General features: G+C 36.4%; 14 protein-coding genes. 10 read left to right on the forward strand and 4 right to left on the reverse strand.

Going from position 1 to position 16362, the window contains the following annotated elements; genetic code table 11:
- Positions 1-250: 250 nt before the first annotated feature.
- Entirely contained in the window at positions 251-1564 is a 1314-nt protein-coding gene (locus tag AC07XN_RS00315; protein WP_494741616.1) for a cryptochrome/photolyase family protein, read from the reverse strand.
- A 505-nt stretch (positions 1565-2069) separates the two neighbouring features.
- On the opposite strand from AC07XN_RS00315, the gene queA reads away from it, so the two are divergent.
- The 8 genes from queA (at position 2070) to AC07XN_RS00355 (ending at position 11496) form a co-directional block, all read left to right on the forward strand.
- Positions 2070-3122: a tRNA preQ1(34) S-adenosylmethionine ribosyltransferase-isomerase QueA gene (gene queA / locus AC07XN_RS00320; RefSeq protein WP_309923315.1), complete on the forward strand. Its 1053-nt coding sequence runs from the start codon at positions 2070-2072 to the stop codon at positions 3120-3122.
- Between the two features lie 111 nt (positions 3123-3233).
- Positions 3234-3893 (forward strand): 2-C-methyl-D-erythritol 4-phosphate cytidylyltransferase, encoded by a 660-nt coding sequence (locus AC07XN_RS00325; protein WP_494741617.1) that lies wholly within the window; start codon positions 3234-3236, stop codon positions 3891-3893.
- The gene (gene meaB, locus AC07XN_RS00330) at positions 3886-4878 is read left to right on the forward strand and encodes a methylmalonyl Co-A mutase-associated GTPase MeaB (protein ID WP_494741618.1); all 993 of its coding nucleotides are present in this window, start codon (positions 3886-3888) and stop codon (positions 4876-4878) included. Before AC07XN_RS00325 ends, meaB begins: the two co-directional genes overlap by 8 nt.
- Positions 4875-7238: an efflux RND transporter permease subunit gene (locus tag AC07XN_RS00335; protein WP_494741619.1), complete on the forward strand. Its 2364-nt coding sequence runs from the start codon at positions 4875-4877 to the stop codon at positions 7236-7238. The genes meaB and AC07XN_RS00335 overlap by 4 nt, the downstream gene beginning before the upstream one ends.
- Before the next feature lie 299 nt (positions 7239-7537).
- Entirely contained in the window at positions 7538-8722 is a 1185-nt protein-coding gene (locus AC07XN_RS00340; RefSeq protein WP_494741620.1) for an MFS transporter, read from the forward strand.
- A 451-nt stretch (positions 8723-9173) separates the two neighbouring features.
- Entirely contained in the window at positions 9174-9356 is a 183-nt protein-coding gene (locus AC07XN_RS00345) for a hypothetical protein (RefSeq protein WP_309923113.1), read from the forward strand.
- Between the two features lie 189 nt (positions 9357-9545).
- Positions 9546-11171, forward strand: a complete 1626-nt coding sequence (locus AC07XN_RS00350) for an NADP-dependent glyceraldehyde-3-phosphate dehydrogenase (RefSeq protein ID WP_309923111.1) — start codon at positions 9546-9548, stop codon at positions 11169-11171.
- 97 nt (positions 11172-11268) lie between these two features.
- On the forward strand, positions 11269-11496 hold the full coding sequence (locus tag AC07XN_RS00355) for an Rpn/YhgA-type helix-turn-helix domain-containing protein (protein WP_494741621.1): 228 nt from the start codon (positions 11269-11271) through the stop codon (positions 11494-11496).
- A gap of 3 nt (positions 11497-11499) precedes the next feature.
- On the opposite strand, the gene AC07XN_RS00360 is transcribed toward AC07XN_RS00355, so the two are convergent.
- The 3 genes from AC07XN_RS00360 to AC07XN_RS00370 all read right to left on the reverse strand — a co-directional run bounded on the left by AC07XN_RS00360 (position 11500) and on the right by AC07XN_RS00370 (position 14292).
- Positions 11500-12300, reverse strand: coding sequence for a lipid II flippase family protein (locus AC07XN_RS00360; protein WP_494741622.1), 801 nt, complete (start codon positions 12298-12300; stop codon positions 11500-11502).
- A 133-nt stretch (positions 12301-12433) separates the two neighbouring features.
- Positions 12434-13228 (reverse strand): DUF3108 domain-containing protein, encoded by a 795-nt coding sequence (locus AC07XN_RS00365; protein WP_309923104.1) that lies wholly within the window; start codon positions 13226-13228, stop codon positions 12434-12436.
- A gap of 11 nt (positions 13229-13239) precedes the next feature.
- Positions 13240-14292, reverse strand: coding sequence for an aminopeptidase (locus tag AC07XN_RS00370; RefSeq protein ID WP_494741623.1), 1053 nt, complete (start codon positions 14290-14292; stop codon positions 13240-13242).
- Positions 14293-14477: 185 nt separating this feature from the next.
- Here AC07XN_RS00370 and AC07XN_RS00375 point away from each other — a divergent pair, with 185 nt between their 5' ends.
- Together AC07XN_RS00375 and gltX are read left to right on the forward strand one after the other, a co-directional pair.
- On the forward strand, positions 14478-14846 hold the full coding sequence (locus AC07XN_RS00375; RefSeq protein ID WP_309923099.1) for a Rid family detoxifying hydrolase: 369 nt from the start codon (positions 14478-14480) through the stop codon (positions 14844-14846).
- A gap of 10 nt (positions 14847-14856) precedes the next feature.
- Positions 14857-16353, forward strand: a complete 1497-nt coding sequence (gltX, locus tag AC07XN_RS00380; RefSeq protein WP_494741624.1) for a glutamate--tRNA ligase — start codon at positions 14857-14859, stop codon at positions 16351-16353.
- The last annotated feature ends 9 nt before the right edge of the window (positions 16354-16362 follow it).

Below are 16362 nucleotides of genomic sequence, written 5' to 3' on the forward strand. Positions count from 1 at the left end.
GGATGAAAGGATTATAGAAAAGATTATAGAAAATATCTAGATTCTAACCCCGATGGGGTGACATAAATTTTTAATCTTATACATTTTCACCCGATTGTATCACCCTTTCAGGGTTCTGACAATATTACATTAATTGTTTGCTATAATCATTCCATCCCTTCGGGATTATGGTCTACAAGATATAAGACACTAGAAGTAAGACAAAAGATTTAGTTTTAATACCTTTCTTTAAGTCTTTAGTCTTGTATCTTTAGTCTATAAAACCCTTCAAAGCCATTTGATAAACAGGCAACACCCGTTTACGTGCAAAATCATGATTGACGATAGGTGTAGGATAATCGAAAGTATTTAATTCTGGTACCCATTTTTTAATATATTCCAGTTGCTTATCAAACTTTTGTGTTTGTAAAGTCGGATTGAAAACCCTAAAGTAAGGTGCCGCATCGCAACCGCTCCCTGATGCCCATTGCCAACCGCCATTGTTGGCTGCAAAATCAAAATCTAATAACTTTTTAGCAAAATAAGCCTCGCCCCAACGCCAATCGATTAGTAAATGTTTGGTCAAAAAAGAAGCTACAATCATCCTAACACGGTTGTGCATGAAGCCTGTGGTATTCAATTCACGCATACCAGCATCTACGATAGGATAGCCCGTTTTGCCTTCACACCAAAGCTCAAACTCCTTTTCATTATTTCGCCAGATAATTTTGTCATACTCTTTCCTGAAAGCTTGTCCTTGCGAGATGTGTGGGAAGTGATAAAGAATATTGAAATAAAAATCTCGCCAGATTAATTCATTCAGCCATGTTTCTGATAGCGATTGTGCTTTGCGTGCTAATTCACGGATGCTAACTGTACCAAAGCGTAGATGAACAGATAACTTAGAAGTGCCTTCGATTGCGGGGAAATCTCGGTTGTCGGCATAGCTACGAATAATACCATCTCGCACTTGTTTACTAGGAAATTTTGTTTTAACTGCTTGAAATCCCATCATGGCTAAGGTTGGTATTTCAAAAGGCTTTGTTTGAAGAAAATTATCAAAGTACTTTTCAGTAGGATATGATTTCAAATAAAATGCATTTACCTTCTCTTTCCATTTACGGCTATAGGGTGTAAAAACAGTATAAGGCGTTCCTGCACCCGAAAGGACTTCATTTTTCTCAAAAACGACTTGGTCTTTATAAGTACTAAAGCCAACGCCTTCGCTAGTCACAAATTCACGGACGCTCTCATCTCTTTCATGGGCATACTGTTCATAGTCATGATTGGTATAAATCGTATCTATGTCATATTCATCAAGCAATGCCGGAAAAACTTCTTCAGGCGTACCATATTTTACTAAAACAGTACTGCCCATAGCCGTTAAAAATGCTTGGATTTCGGTTAGCGCCTCGTGAATAAATGCTACTCTGCGGTCATGTTTGTCGTCAAGTTTATCCAGAATATTTTTGTCAAAAATAAAGATTGGTAATACTGGCACACCTTTTTTAAGAGCATGGTATAATCCTGCATTATCGTGTAAGCGGAGGTCGCGACGAAACCAAAAAATCGAAATTTTAGACATTTTAATAAAGAATAAGGAAAATAAAAATTGGTTACTCTGAACTAACTATTTCAATCTGAATTTGTTCGATAGATTTATTGTATTCAAAACATAAATCAGTGTAAAGTTCTACAGGAAAGCCAGAAAATGGATTGAAAACCAAGTGGTTTTGAGATAATTCAGAAAAATATATTACTTATTAAAAAAAATATTGTCAAATATTATAGGCCAAAAAGAGCTATTGAAGAAGCATATACAGGTTTATTTGAAAAATTAACTAAAAGAATCAACTAAAAGTGTAATTTATTATCATATTGTATTGACAAGCCCTATCTGGAAATTGTATATTTGCAAGAATCGTATTGAAGTCATTTATCTATAGGGTGGGAGACTTTAGTATAAAACCAAGATTTTTGTTTTGATTTTATACGATAAAAGCCCTAGTAGCAATCATGTTATCAAACAAAACCGAAGATTAAAACCGTAAGAAATGACTCCAGGCGAAAAAACCGCAAACATTATTAGAATGAAATTATCTGAGTTCAGATTCGACCTCCCTAATAACCTCATTGCCTTGTACCCACCAGAGAACAGAGGTGAATCACGATTAATGGTGGTAAATAGAAAAACAAAAACTATTGAGCATCGTATGTTCACCGACATTTTGGATTATTTTGATGACGGTGATGTAATGGTTACAAACGACACTAAAGTTTTCCCTGCTCGTTTGTTCGGTCAGAAAGAAAAAACAGGTGCAAAAATTGAAGTATTTTTACTTCGTGAATTAAATAGAGAACACCGTCTTTGGGATGTATTAGTTGATCCTGCTCGTAAAATCAGAGTAGGTAATAAATTATATTTTGGTGATAGTGATTTAGTGGCAGAAGTAATCGATAATACTACTTCGCGTGGACGTACTATTCGTTTCTTGTACGATGGTGACCACAAAGCTTTGATGAAAGCGATTCACCAATTAGGCGAAACGCCACTACCAGATGAAATCCGTTTTAAACGTAAAGTAGAAGCGGCTGACGAAGAGCGTTATCAAACAATTTATGCTGAACACGTGGGTGCTGTAGCGGCTCCAACAGCAGGTTTGCACTTCAACAAAATCATCATGAAACGCTTAGAGTTGAAAGGTATCAACTTTACGCCACTTACCTTGCATGTTGGTTTAGGAACTTTCCGTCAGGTAGATGTTGAAGACTTAACAAAGCACAAAACTGATTCTGAAAATTTTAACATCACAGAAAAAACTTGTGAGGTGGTGAATGAAGGAATTGATAACAAAAAGAAAATCTGTGCAATTGGAACAACTGTTTTGAAGGCGTTGGAATCTTCTGTATCTGCGGATGGTCACTTAAAACCTATCGAAGGCTGGACAGATAAATTTATTTTCCCTCCATACGATTTCAGAATCCCGAATGCATTATTAACTAATATGCACTTGCCAGAGTCAATTTTATTGATGATGACTTCTGCTTTTGGTGGGTATGATTTGATTAAGGAAGCTTATCAAATTGCTATCAAAGAGAAATATAAATTCTTTAGTTATGGCGATGCCATGTTGATTATCTAAGATGTATAATCAGCACTTTTCAGGCGAAAGACATTAGGCAATATTCATAGCTTAGGTCTTTCGCCTGATTGTTTTAGGGGTTTGTATCAATTTTATTTTTCGTAATTATTCATGAAAAAATATGCTATAATAGTAGCGGGCGGAAGTGGTAGCCGAATGAAAAGTAATTTGCCTAAACAGTTTATCGAAATAGGTGGATTACCTGTATTGATGCATACTTTAATCCGTTTTAGAGAAGCTTATTCGGATATTAGCCTCATACTGGTATTGCCTGAAAGTCAGTTTGATTTTTGGAAGGAATTATGTCAAAAACACCATTTTGAGGTACAACACCAGTTAGTGAAAGGTGGACAATCAAGATTTCAATCGGGTAAAAATGGATTATCTGTAATAGATACAGACGGTATCGTGGCAGTGCATGATGGTGTCCGACCATTTGTAAGTACAGACATCATCCGTGAAAGCTTTGAGGTTGCCCAAACCAAAGGAACAGCCGTCGTCAGTGTAGCTTCTAAAGATTCTGTTCGGGTAAATGGGCAAGCAATAGACCGCCAGACTGTTCGATTGATACAGACACCACAAACGTTTCAAGTAGCTATTATCAAAAAGGCTTTTGAAACCGAAGAGTTGAGTACCTTTACTGACGATGCGAGTGTCGTAGAATTTGCAGGCTTTGATATTAATCTCATCGAAGGGTCGTACGAAAATATCAAAATCACCACCCCCGAAGATTTAGAGTGGGCAGAAATTATTTTGAAGCGAAATGCTTAAACGCTTATCCATAAAAGAATATACTGACGGCATTTTGGCTGGAAACAGAATGATTCTCAGCAGAGCAATCACGCTGACAGAAAGCAATTTGCCTACAGATAAAATATTGGCTCAAGAAGTACTAGAAGCTGTGTTACCCCATACGGGAAATTCAATCAGGATTGGTATTACAGGTGTACCTGGCGTGGGCAAAAGTACTTTTATAGAGGCCTTCGGACAGTATTTGACCAAGCTACCCAAAAAAGTAGCTGTATTAGCGATTGACCCAAGTTCGCCCATTAGCAAAGGAAGTATTCTGGGGGATAAAACCCGCATGGAAAAGCTCGTGAATGACCCACTGGCTTATATCCGTCCTACCCCTACCAGTGGAGGTTTGGGGGGCGTAGCCAACAAAACCCGTGAAGCAATGTTACTTTGTGAAGCCGCAGGCTTTGAAGTAATCATTATTGAAACAGTAGGAGTGGGGCAATCAGAAACCATAGTGCATAGTATGGTCGATTTTTTTCTATTACTCATGTTAGCTGGTGCTGGTGACGAACTCCAAGGAATCAAGAAAGGCATTATGGAAATGGCCGATTTGATAGCTATTACTAAAACAGATTCGGGCAATGAAACCCAAGCGGATTTAGCTAAAGTAGCTTATCAAAATGCCCTACATTTGTTCCCACCTAACCAAACAGGCTGGTACCCCGAAGTACTTACCTGTTCGGCTATTACTGAGAAAGGGATTAAGGAAATATGGGAGGCTATTGAAAAGCATCGTGAACTACTTATGGGAAATGGATATTTTCAACAGAAGCGTAGCCAACAGAATTTGGAATGGATGTATTATTTTATAAAGAAGTCGCTAGAAGAGAAATTTTACGAACATCCTAGCGTTGACCTTTATAGGAAAGATATTCAGCAGGAGGTAAGTGAAGGGAAGAAATTGCCCATTAATGCTGCCATGGAATTGCTGAATTTATTTTATCAAAATAAAAAATGAAAAACTTTTGGCATAATTTAGCCTTATCAATCCTCAAGTACAGACTTTACTACCTATCTGCCGTAATTGCCCTAGCAATTTTCATGACGGTGATGGCTTCTAAAACGCAAGTTTCTAGCGAATTGCCTAAGATTCTTCCTCAATCAGATGAACGCTTTCAGTTATACGAATCTTTCAAAAAAAGATTTGGCGAAGATGGTTCAGTGATGGTAATTGGTGTTGAAACCAACAAAATGTTTCAGTTGGCTTTTTTCCAACATTGGCAAGACTTGGCTAAAACTATCAAAACCGTAAAGGGTATCAAAGATGTAGTATATGCCGGTAATATTCCAAGAGTCGAGAAAAATGATTCTCTGAAACGCTTTATTACCAAAAGTCTGATAGCACAGAGGGCTACTTCCCAAGTTGAGGTAGATTCTGTAAAAACCAAATTAGATAAACTACCTTTTTATAAAGGATTCATCATCAACGAAACGGGCAATGTGCATTTGATGATGATTACTTTTGACCAAAGTGCTATTAACGATAAGAGTAGGGTAGAGGCCGTACAAAAGATAAAGAAAATTGCTAAAGAATTTGAAACCAGCCAAAATACGGATTTGCATCTCTCAGGAATGCCTTTTATCCGTACTGAAATGACGGCTCAAATTACTAACGAATTAGGTATTTTCTTGATTTTAGCAATAGTAGTTACTTCCTTGATTTTACTGGCGTTTTTCCGGAGCTTCAAAATAATGCTGGTAGCATTGGTAGTTGTTTTAATTGGAATCGTATCTGCCTTGGGGATTATTGTGATGTTTGGGTTTAAGATTTCTATCATTTCTGGATTGATTCCTCCTCTTGTAGTTGTGATTGGCGTACCCAATGCCATATTTATCGTAAACAAATATTACGAAGAATACGCCTTGCATGGTAACCAAGAGTTAGCCTTGAAAGTAACCATCGAAAAAATTGGACAAACACTTGTGTTGTCGAACCTCACTACTGCAATTGGGTTTGGTGTTTTTGCTTTTACGGGTAGCATCTTTTTAATAGAGTTTGGCATTGTAGCAGCTATCAATGTAATGTTAACTTATGCTGTTTCATTGATTTTGATTCCTGTAATATTTAGCTTTTTAGCACCGCCAGCGAACAAACATACTATTCGTTTAGAGTCTGGTAAAATATCCAAATTTTTACTTGGTATCGACCATTGGGTGAACCACCGAAGGTCGGTTATTTATTTAGTAATTATCCTAATTATCGGTGTATCGGTGTATGGCACAACCAAAATAAAATCAATAGGGTATATCGTAGATGATTTAACGAAGGATAACCCTATCTATACCGATTTGAAATTTATTGAAAAGAATTTCAAAGGAATTATGCCTTTTGAAGTAGCCATAGACACTTATGAACCTGGCAGAGTAATGAATTCCCCAGAGCTTTTGACTAAAATAAAAAGGATGGAGAAGGAATTTGCCAAGTATCCAGAATTTACCAAACCTGTTTCTTTAGTGACGGCCGCTAAATTTATTTATCAGGGGTATCGTGGTGGTGACCCTAAATATTTTGTATTGCCAGGTATCAACGAACTAGCAAAGCTTAAAGAATACAATGCTAGCTTGTCGGGTAAACAAAATTTTGCCAAAGGCTTTATTGATTCTACAAAGCGTTATACACGTGTAAGTTTTCAAATTGCAGACTGCGGAACGGTGCGGACTAATCAAATAATTAGTGCGTTACAACCTAAAATAGATAGCATCTTTAATTATAATGCCGAAACCAACGAGTTTTATAAAAAAGGGGATAAGCAAGGCTATGATGCTGAAATAACGGGTAATAGTGTGATTTATGCTTGGCAAAATGATTATTTGCAAGGTAATTTGGTAGAGAGCACCCTTCAAGCAATTTTTCTGATTTGTATCATTATGGCATTGTTGTTTAGGTCTTGGAAAATGGTTTTTATTTCAACTTTACCAAGCTTGATTCCCCTTCTGATTACAGCGGGATTGATGGGCTATTTTGATATTCACTTGAAATATTCAACTATTTTGATATTTTCAATAGCCTTCGGTATTTCATCAGATGGAACTATTTATTTCTTGACACGCTATAAAGATGAATTGTTGAATAAAAACAGAACTGTAAAAGAAGCTGTCACAGCAACCATTTTGAATACGGGTGTTTCTATGTTTTATACAGCAATCGTATTGTTTACAGGTTTTTTTATTTTTACAGCTTCAACTTTCAAAGGAACACAGTCGTTAGGAATATTAATTTCAATTACGCTGTTGATGGCGATGATTTGCAATTTAATATTACTACCAGCATTCTTGATGACACTGAATAAGCGTGAAAGTAAAAAGCTATTTATGTAATAATGAGGGGTTTTTTCTGAATACAAGTATCTGATAATCTTATCCTTATCACTAGCGAGGGACTTAAGTCCCTCGCTAGTGATAAGGATTGAAAGCTCGATCGCTTAGTCACTAAAGACACCAGCTAAAAGTAAATGATTTTGAGGATTATCCTTCCACACTTTGCGTAACACTAAACTACCGCTTGTGTGATGAAATGTTACCTTGCAAAAAATCCTGAACAATCTATCAATACCCTTTTAATAAAAAAAGCTTATGCCTTACAGCTTAATGCTAATAGCTACTAATTATCTTTGCGGATGGAAAAACAAACTTCAATATACACTACTCAGTTTTGGTTACTTTGCGTTAGTAATTTTCTTTTTTCTGCTAGTTTTCAAATGATGATTCCCGAACTGCCCGATTATCTAGGTTCAATGGGTGGAAAAGAATACATCGGTTACATCATTGCATTATTTACGCTTACAGCAGGTTTTGCGCGTCCTTTTTCTGGTAAATTGACTGATACCATCGGTAGAGTACCCGTGATGGCCTTTGGGTCATTGGTATGTTTTGTGTGTGGCGGACTATATCCCTTTGTTCATACCATTGCTGGTTTTTTATTATTGCGCTTTTTGCATGGTTTTTCTACGGGTACAAAGCCTACGGCTACGTCGGCCTATGTAGCAGATATTATTCCCGAAAATCGACGTGGTGAAGCACAGGGAATGCTAGGTATTTTTACGGCAACGGGGATGTCTATCGGCCCAAGTATCGGGAGTTACCTTACCAGTTGGATATCTATCAATGGGATGTTTTTTACTTCTTCAGCTTTTGCTTTACTCTCTATCTTAATATTGTTGAATATGCGAGAAACGCTTCCAACGATACAAAAAAAGGCTTTTTCTTTTAAATTATTTAGGATAGGTTGGCAAGATGTGTTTGAACCAAGGGTAATTCCAGCCTTTGTTGTGATGATTTTAGTGTCGTTCTCTTCGGGTGTATTGCTTACTTTGGTGCCAGACCAAACCAAACTATTGGGGATTAGCAATAAAGGGCTTTTTTTTACAGTTTATACCGTTGCTTCTTTAACAGTAAGGCTATTCTTTGCGAAATCATCGGATAAATATGGTCGGATTCCTATTTTGATGATTTCATCAACTATCTTGGTAATTTCCATGATATTGTGTGCTTTAACTAGCTCTTTTTGGATATTTATTTTATCCTCTATTTTATTTGGCTTTTCTTGGGGATTCAATACACCCACTTTAATGGCGTGGACAGTAGATTTATCTGACGAGCTTTACAGAGGAAGAGCCGTTGCCACTACTTACATTGCCCTAGAGGCAGGTATTGGCTTAGGAGCATTATTTGCAGGACAAATTTATAAAGGCAAAGTAGAGAACATTGTTATTCCATATTTTCTTGCCGCTTTTTTTGCATTTGCTTCTTTGGTATATTTATACTTTAAACAAAAAGAAAGACCTGTTTTGATAGAATCTTAGCAGTTAAGAATTGATTAGTAAATAGTAATTGGTGATTAGCACACAAATTTAGTTAATCATTTATTTACTACAAATGACAACATTGCTTTAATTGTATTGATTACTTAACTTAGAGTTTTTAATATTTTCTAGGGTTTAAAAATTTTATTTTAGATTAAATAGGTGTAATTTTTTCTGAAATTCCGCTGTTTGAGCAAAGCGAAATGGGTCGCCGACGATTATGAATTTCTTTTAGCTCTTCCATTGCAGTTACTTTCCTTATATCGAGCTGGCACGCATAGTGTGGCACGCATAGCGAAGAAAAGATAATTAGTAGTGAATGGAAATTTTCTTTTCAGATAAAAATCAAATAAAATTCTTAAAAATATTCTAATCTGTCTAGCGTTAGCAAAAAAATGCTACCGAGACATCAGATCATTTACCAATCACTATTTACTAATCACTACTTACCATGGTTTTTGAACAATATCTCGAACAGAAAAATATAGATTCAGAAAAATTTCTTTGGGCAAATCCCGAGGATTTTCAAAGCCTGAAAGTGGTTTTTAACCAAGTAAATCCAGAGAGTTTTACAGCCCAAAAGAAGTTTTTAATTAACAAACTTCGTAGAAAATATCAGTTAAAAACCTTCTAAGTAAATACACTGACTTCGCTTAAATTAGTATCAATGAAATTTAACTGCAAATCAATAAATAGGAATATTTGTAGTATATTTATGATTATTAAAATAAAATAGTCTCACTTCATTTGCTGAAACTCCTTTCTTTTAAACTTTGCCAAGACAAAAATCTAAATCATTGTACTTTTTTAAGAATTAAAATTCATGTCTTCTGTAAAAAACTTAGAAACTTTTTTTCCAACCGAAGCTCAGATTCCAGCGGAATATAATCTCACAGAGCCGATTGAGCAACGTGAGTATTTAGTTAACGGCGAGATGCGTCAGTGGGCTGGGAAGACCCAAGATGTTTGGTCTCCTGTTTATGTTCAGACTGCCAACGGTTTAGAACAAAAAAGAATAGGTTCGTATCCTATCACCAATCCGGAAGATGCGATGGAAATCTTGGATGCTGCCGTAAAAGCTTTCGACCATGGTCGTGGCGAGTGGCCTTCAATGTCTGTTGCTCACCGTATAGAATGTGTTGAGAAGTTTACGCAACAGATGATTACGAAACGTGATGAGGTTGTGAAATTATTGATGTGGGAAATCGGTAAATCTTTGGGTGACTCACAAAAAGAATTTGACCGTACCGTTCAATATATTTATGATACTATTGGTGCATTGAAAGACATCGACCGTAATTCTTCAAGATTTATGATTGAAGAGGGAATTATCGGACAGGTTCGTCGTTCTCCACTTGGTGTTGTTTTGTGTATGGGACCATTCAACTATCCCTTGAATGAAACTTTCACTACGTTGATTCCTGCATTGATTATGGGAAATGTAGTGATGTTTAAGCCACCAAAACATGGTACTTTATTACACTACCCGTTATTGGAGGCTTTCCGTACATCATTCCCTGCTGGGGTAATCAATACAATTTACGGTCGTGGAAATTCAGTAGTTCCTCAATTGATGGAATCAGGCAGAATTGATGCTTTAACCCTGATTGGTTCGTCGAAAGTAGCGGATAAATTGAAAAAAATGCACCCGAAAGTAAACCGTTTGAGAGCTATTTTAGGACTAGATGCTAAAAATGCTGCCATCGTTACTGAAAGTGCTGATTTAGAATTAGCCGTGAAAGAATGTATGTTAGGTTCATTATCGTTCAATGGTCAGCGTTGTACAGCTTTGAAAATAATGTGGGTACACGAATCATTGGTTGATGCTTTCAACAAACGCATGTCTGAAGAAATCGGTAAGTTGAAATTAGGTTTAATGTGGGAAAAAGGAGTAAACATTACGCCACTTCCTGAGCCTAACAAACCAGCTTACTTGAAAGAATTGATTGACGATGCCATTGCACACGGAGCAAAAGTTGTAAATGAAGGCGGTGGAGAATCTTTCAAATCTATTGTTTACCCTGCATTGGTATATCCTGTAAACAGAGAAATGAAAGTTTGGCATGAAGAACAATTCGGTCCTCTTGTTCCAGTAGTAGCTTTCAGTGATATTCAAGAACCAATTAATTACTTAATTGAATCGTCGCACGGTCAGCAAGTATCTATTTTCAGTAAAGATGTTCATCAGATTTCTGAATTAATGGATGTGGCTGTACACCAAGTTTCGCGTGTAAATATTAACTCACAATGTCAGCGTGGACCAGACGGTTTCCCTTTCACGGGTCGTAAAGATTCAGCAGAAGGAACACTTTCAGTAACGGCTGCTTTGCGCTCGTTCTCTATTAGAACAGTAGTTGCTACTAAAGAAACTGCTGAGAACAAAGCTATCGTCAACCAAATTGTAGAAAATCAAGAATCAACATTCCTTTCTACTCGTTTTATTTGGTAGTTTTTTAGCTGTTAGCAGTTAGCCTTGAGCTATGAGCTTATATAACTAAAAATCCTGCAAGAATTTATTTTCTTGCAGGATTTTCTGTATTTACAGTGTGAATTTACCACCGTGGTCTGTGGCATACAGAACACGGACGGTAGAAGAAGAAATAAACGATTACGAGCAAAGTTTAAAAATATCCCGTGATTTAAAAGGTGTTATTGATACAGCTTATGAAAAAGGAAAATTGGAAGTAGCCAGAAATCTAAAGTCTTTAGGAGTTGATATTGACATTATTATCAAATCAACGGGCTTGTCTCTGGATGACATTGCTAATTTGTAAATTTTACATTTGGTGACTAATGTATGCTATTAGGTGTGCGGCTGGCAAAAATAAAAATTGAGCTAATACAGTGCCTAATAGTCTTGATAGCATCACAAAAATTATATTAAATCGAAAAGTTGTTTCATTTATTTCTTTTCCCATATATTGGTCTGTGAGTATTGACAAATATGGGTCAATAAATACAAACATGATTATTGTAGAAAATCCATTTATTAATGCTGATAAATTACTAGCCGTACTTCTATAATCTGGATTCAAATACCCAGCATATACTGATGCAATTACACCCACAGACAGAATGGCTGTGGCAACGGTATTCAAAATAAATATTTTCCAAGGGTAATAATCGTGTTTAAAAAGTAACTTAATATTTGAATAGCTTGGGATGGTAAAATACAAGAGCGTTTTTTTGAGAAGAGAGCCTTTGGATATGAAACTGATAAACATTTTACTAAAAGTTTTGACCTTATAAAACTCCATGATTGCTCTAAAAAATACTCTCTGGGTAGTTGGAGTTAAAAATATTCCTAGTAAAGTGGCAATAGTATACGATAATAGGATGAGTCTAAATGTAAAGGTTGTACTCCCCAAATCGCTATGGATAGTTTTTTCAACATAATTAGCTAACAACGGTGCCTGAAATCCATTGGCAGTTCTGGAAATAACATTCAGGATATTGAATAATGAAAAAGCGAGTGCAATTTTCCCTGTTCTAATACCGGCAATCCTTGCTGCGAAGGAGAGTGTGGCTATAAGGTTTATGATGAGGTTTAAAACTATTAAAATTATAATGACGCTCATTTTTCTTTTTTAACAAAGGCTAGACAGTTGTTTGAGGCACAATAATACGGGTGATCAATTGTGTTCTGTGGCACACAGAACACGGTGAAGACCACATTGAACTTTTCAAAAGCTCATCGCTCAAAGCTAACATCTAATTAAACTTCAACTCATGTTTCAAGCCAGAATACTTCCTAAGGTCTAGTGCTAAAGCACCAATTTTTAAAGAAACCTCTGCTCTTACTGGAATTTTGTTTTCATCATCCGTTACCCACATTTTTACAGATTCTTCGTCTTGAAAGAAATTGTTTTTAGGTAATTGAGGGGTGATTTTAAAAGTGCTAATTTTACCAAACTTTGTATTGATCGTTTCTTTGCCACGAAACTTCAATCGCATATTATACACTTCTCCTTCAAAAAAGAATGTAACAGGTACAGAATCACCCACATTCATTTTTGAAAAGTCAATCGTTCTGATAAAGTAATAACCACTTACCACATCCTGAATATACTTAGGCAGATTATACGTTTTCTTCTCTTGCGAATCATCCATTTCAAACAATTTTGCAGTATTGTTATTATGGTTAAAAATCACTCTTTGTTCTTTTTTATAATTTCCTTCATGCTTGTTCATATAGAACTGCTGAGGTAAAATCATAGATGCATCGATGTAGGATGTCCAAGTATCGCGTACTTTACTAATCCAATCGGTAACGCCCACAGTTCTAGCTACGATACCAACTTTATAACAAGGTTTACCATTAGCATTTTGTAGTTTGTTATCTACATCCACAATGGCCTCCGCAGCATTCACAAAACCATAATGCACACGATATTCTATATGTTCGCCAGTAGTAAAACTATCTTGTTCGATTACCCTTTCTTGAAATGATGACTTGAAACTCATCGCCGTAACCAAGAGAATTATTATCAAAAATACTTTTTTCATATATGCGCAGATTACTGATTATATTTTTTTTGCATGGACTTCAAAAAATGTTCGAAGTTCCCTTTATATTGTTTTTGAAAGATTAACTCAAACTCATTTTGTTTAGAATTATACGTTTTAAACCCTATAAAATAAGCATTGTTTGGCAAATCCTTCCTGTCAATTTTAGGTTTAGGTAAAGCCGTTGATTTTTTTAAGATAGTATCCTGACTTATTTCAATTTCCTCAATTAACGCATACTTTAATGAATCCTTGCGTATGTCAGAATTTTTTTTGCCTTCAAAAGTTTTATAAAGACTATCCAATTTCAAAGTCCCTCTGTTTAAGTGCTTTATATATTTGTCTCGCACCTCTTTAGATTGATTTTTCTTTTGGAACTGTGGAGACTCTTTGCCGTATTTATAAATTAAAAAACGTTTTGCACCATAATCGCCAATGAAGTTGGCAAGATTCTCACTCGTCTCATGATCATCTTTTACAAAAATCGTTCCATGTGTCATTTCGTGAATAATCAGGCTCGCTAATTTGCCATCAGAGTAGTAAAGCATACTGCTTAAGATAGGTTCGGGTAGCCAGCCCAAGGTAGAATATGCCGCCCCTTGTCCCATCTCTGTATCGTAGCCTTGTAGTTTCCAAACATTTTCTTCCTGATAAGCAGCCGTTGAATCAAAGAAACCTTTGTAAGTAAAGTTGCCAATAAATGGAAAATTAAACATCACTGCTTCCATTTTATACCGCTCTGCTACAGTAAGCAAATATACCAAAGGTCGTCCTTGTTGGTCATACAAAGTTTGGTATACTTTTGGGTTATCCTGTAAGCCCAAAGAATCAATGGCAAAACGCTTTATCTCGCCAATCAATAAAATGCGTTTTTTTACTGAATCAGGAACATTTTTATCTTTCAGTACCTCTTCAAGCGGACGAGTATTGAAGGCAACATCCAACCCTCCTCTGGCTTGTTGGTATAGATAAACAACCCAAACTCGTTGCCAAAAAAGGACAATAACCAATACTACGATAAACAATAACCAAAAATTATATTTACGACGAATCTTTAATACCATGAATTGTATGTTTTAATTTATTAGTGCAAACAAAGGCAAATTATTGAAAATATCTTGGAATATACAGATAGTCTACGAATTTGCCCCTTACAAAAGTATCATGATTTGAATAAATGCCTTAAAACAGCTAATCATTTTGTAACTTGCACAAAATTTCGGGAAACCAATAAAGATACAAATCAACAATGAAACAAATCATCTTCACTGAAAAAGCACCCGCAGCCATCGGGCCATATTCGCAGGCAGTACTCTCTAACGGAACTTTGTATATTTCAGGGCAAATTGCTTTTGCTTTGGCAGAAGCTGGAGCAAGTATTCAGGATGAAACACGTCAAGTAATGGAAAACCTAAAAGCTATTTTAGCAGCAGCCGATATGACTTTCGCTAATGTGGTAAAGGCTTCTATTTTTGTAAAAGACATGAATAATTTTGCAGCCATCAATGCTGTATATGGTGAATATTTTTCAGAGAATCCTCCTGCACGTGAAACTGTAGAAGTGGCACGTTTGCCAAAAGATGTAAATGTAGAGATTTCTTGTATTGCTGTAATTTAATTTTCAAAAAATGTCAAATCAAGTAAGAGTACGTTTTGCACCAAGTCCAACAGGAGCTTTGCACGTAGGTGGTGTAAGAACAGCATTATATAATTATTTACTAGCCAGAAAACTGGGTGGTAAAATGTTACTACGTATTGAAGATACGGACCAAACTCGTTTTGTAGAAGGTGCGGAAGACTATATCATAGAAGCCCTCAAATGGGTAGGTATTACGATTGATGAAGGAATAAGCGTAGGTGGCCCCCATGCCCCTTACAGACAGTCAGAACGTAAGCCTATTTATATGGATTATGCGATGCAACTCATCAATTCAGGAAAAGCTTATTATGCTTTTGATTCAAGCGAGGAATTGGATGCAATGCGTCAAACTTTTGAAAGCCAAGGTTCGGCTTTTCAGTACAATGCCGCAACGCGTAGTCGATTAAAAAACTCTTTGACGTTTTCAGAAGAAGAAACACAGGCTAAAATAGCCGCAGGCGAGCCTTATGTTATTCGTTTGAAAGTACCAGCCAAAGAAGAAATTCGTTTTAAAGATATCATCCGCGACTGGGTACATGTACATTCATCAACGATGGATGATAAAGTATTGATGAAGTCGGACGGAATGCCAACGTATCACCTTGCCAATGTAGTAGATGACCACCTGATGGAAATCTCACACGTCATTCGCGGGGAAGAATGGTTGCCTTCAGCACCTTTACACGTATTATTATACCGTGCTTTTGGTTGGGAAGATACCATGCCTTTGTTTGCCCATTTACCATTGTTGCTGAAACCAGAAGGCAATGGAAAGCTTTCAAAACGTGATGCTGATTTAGGCGGTTTCCCAGTTTTCCCATTGGAATGGAAAAACCCTGATGGCACTGTTGCCAAAGGATTCAGAGAAGAAGGTTATTTGAGTGATGCTGTCGTAAACTTCTTGGCTTTCTTGGGCTGGAACCCGGGAACAGAACAAGAATTGTTTTCAATGGAAGAATTGATTGAAAGCTTTAGTTTAGAAAGAATCAATAAAGCAGGTGCTAAATTCGATATTAATAAAGCTAAATGGTTCAATCAGCAATATTTAAAATTGCGTTCTGATGAAACGTTAGCCAAAGAATATTTACCTAACTTTGAATCGGACAAAGCTTTGAAAATTGTAAGCTTATTCAAAGAAAGAGTTACTTTTCCACAAGAAATCACAAAAGAGGCTGAGGCATTATTCATTGCACCCGTTACTTATGATGAAGCCGTTGTAGCTTCTAAATGGAATGATGATGCTAAAAAAGGAATTACTGCCTTTAAAGATGCTTTACCTACATTGGATAATTTTGTTGCAAATGATATTAAGCACGTTTTGCATGCAGAATTAGAAAAACTAGGCATTAAAATGGGAAAAGTAATGCAGGCTTTGCGTGTGGCTACCACAGGGGTAGGAGCAGGCCCCGACTTGATGTTATCAATGGAAATCATCGGAAAAGAAGCTGTAATTACACGTTTAGAGAAGGCTTTGAATACCTTGTAATAATGAGTT

Source organism: Arcicella sp. GW458-12-2-14-TSB2 (genome assembly GCF_059423785.1).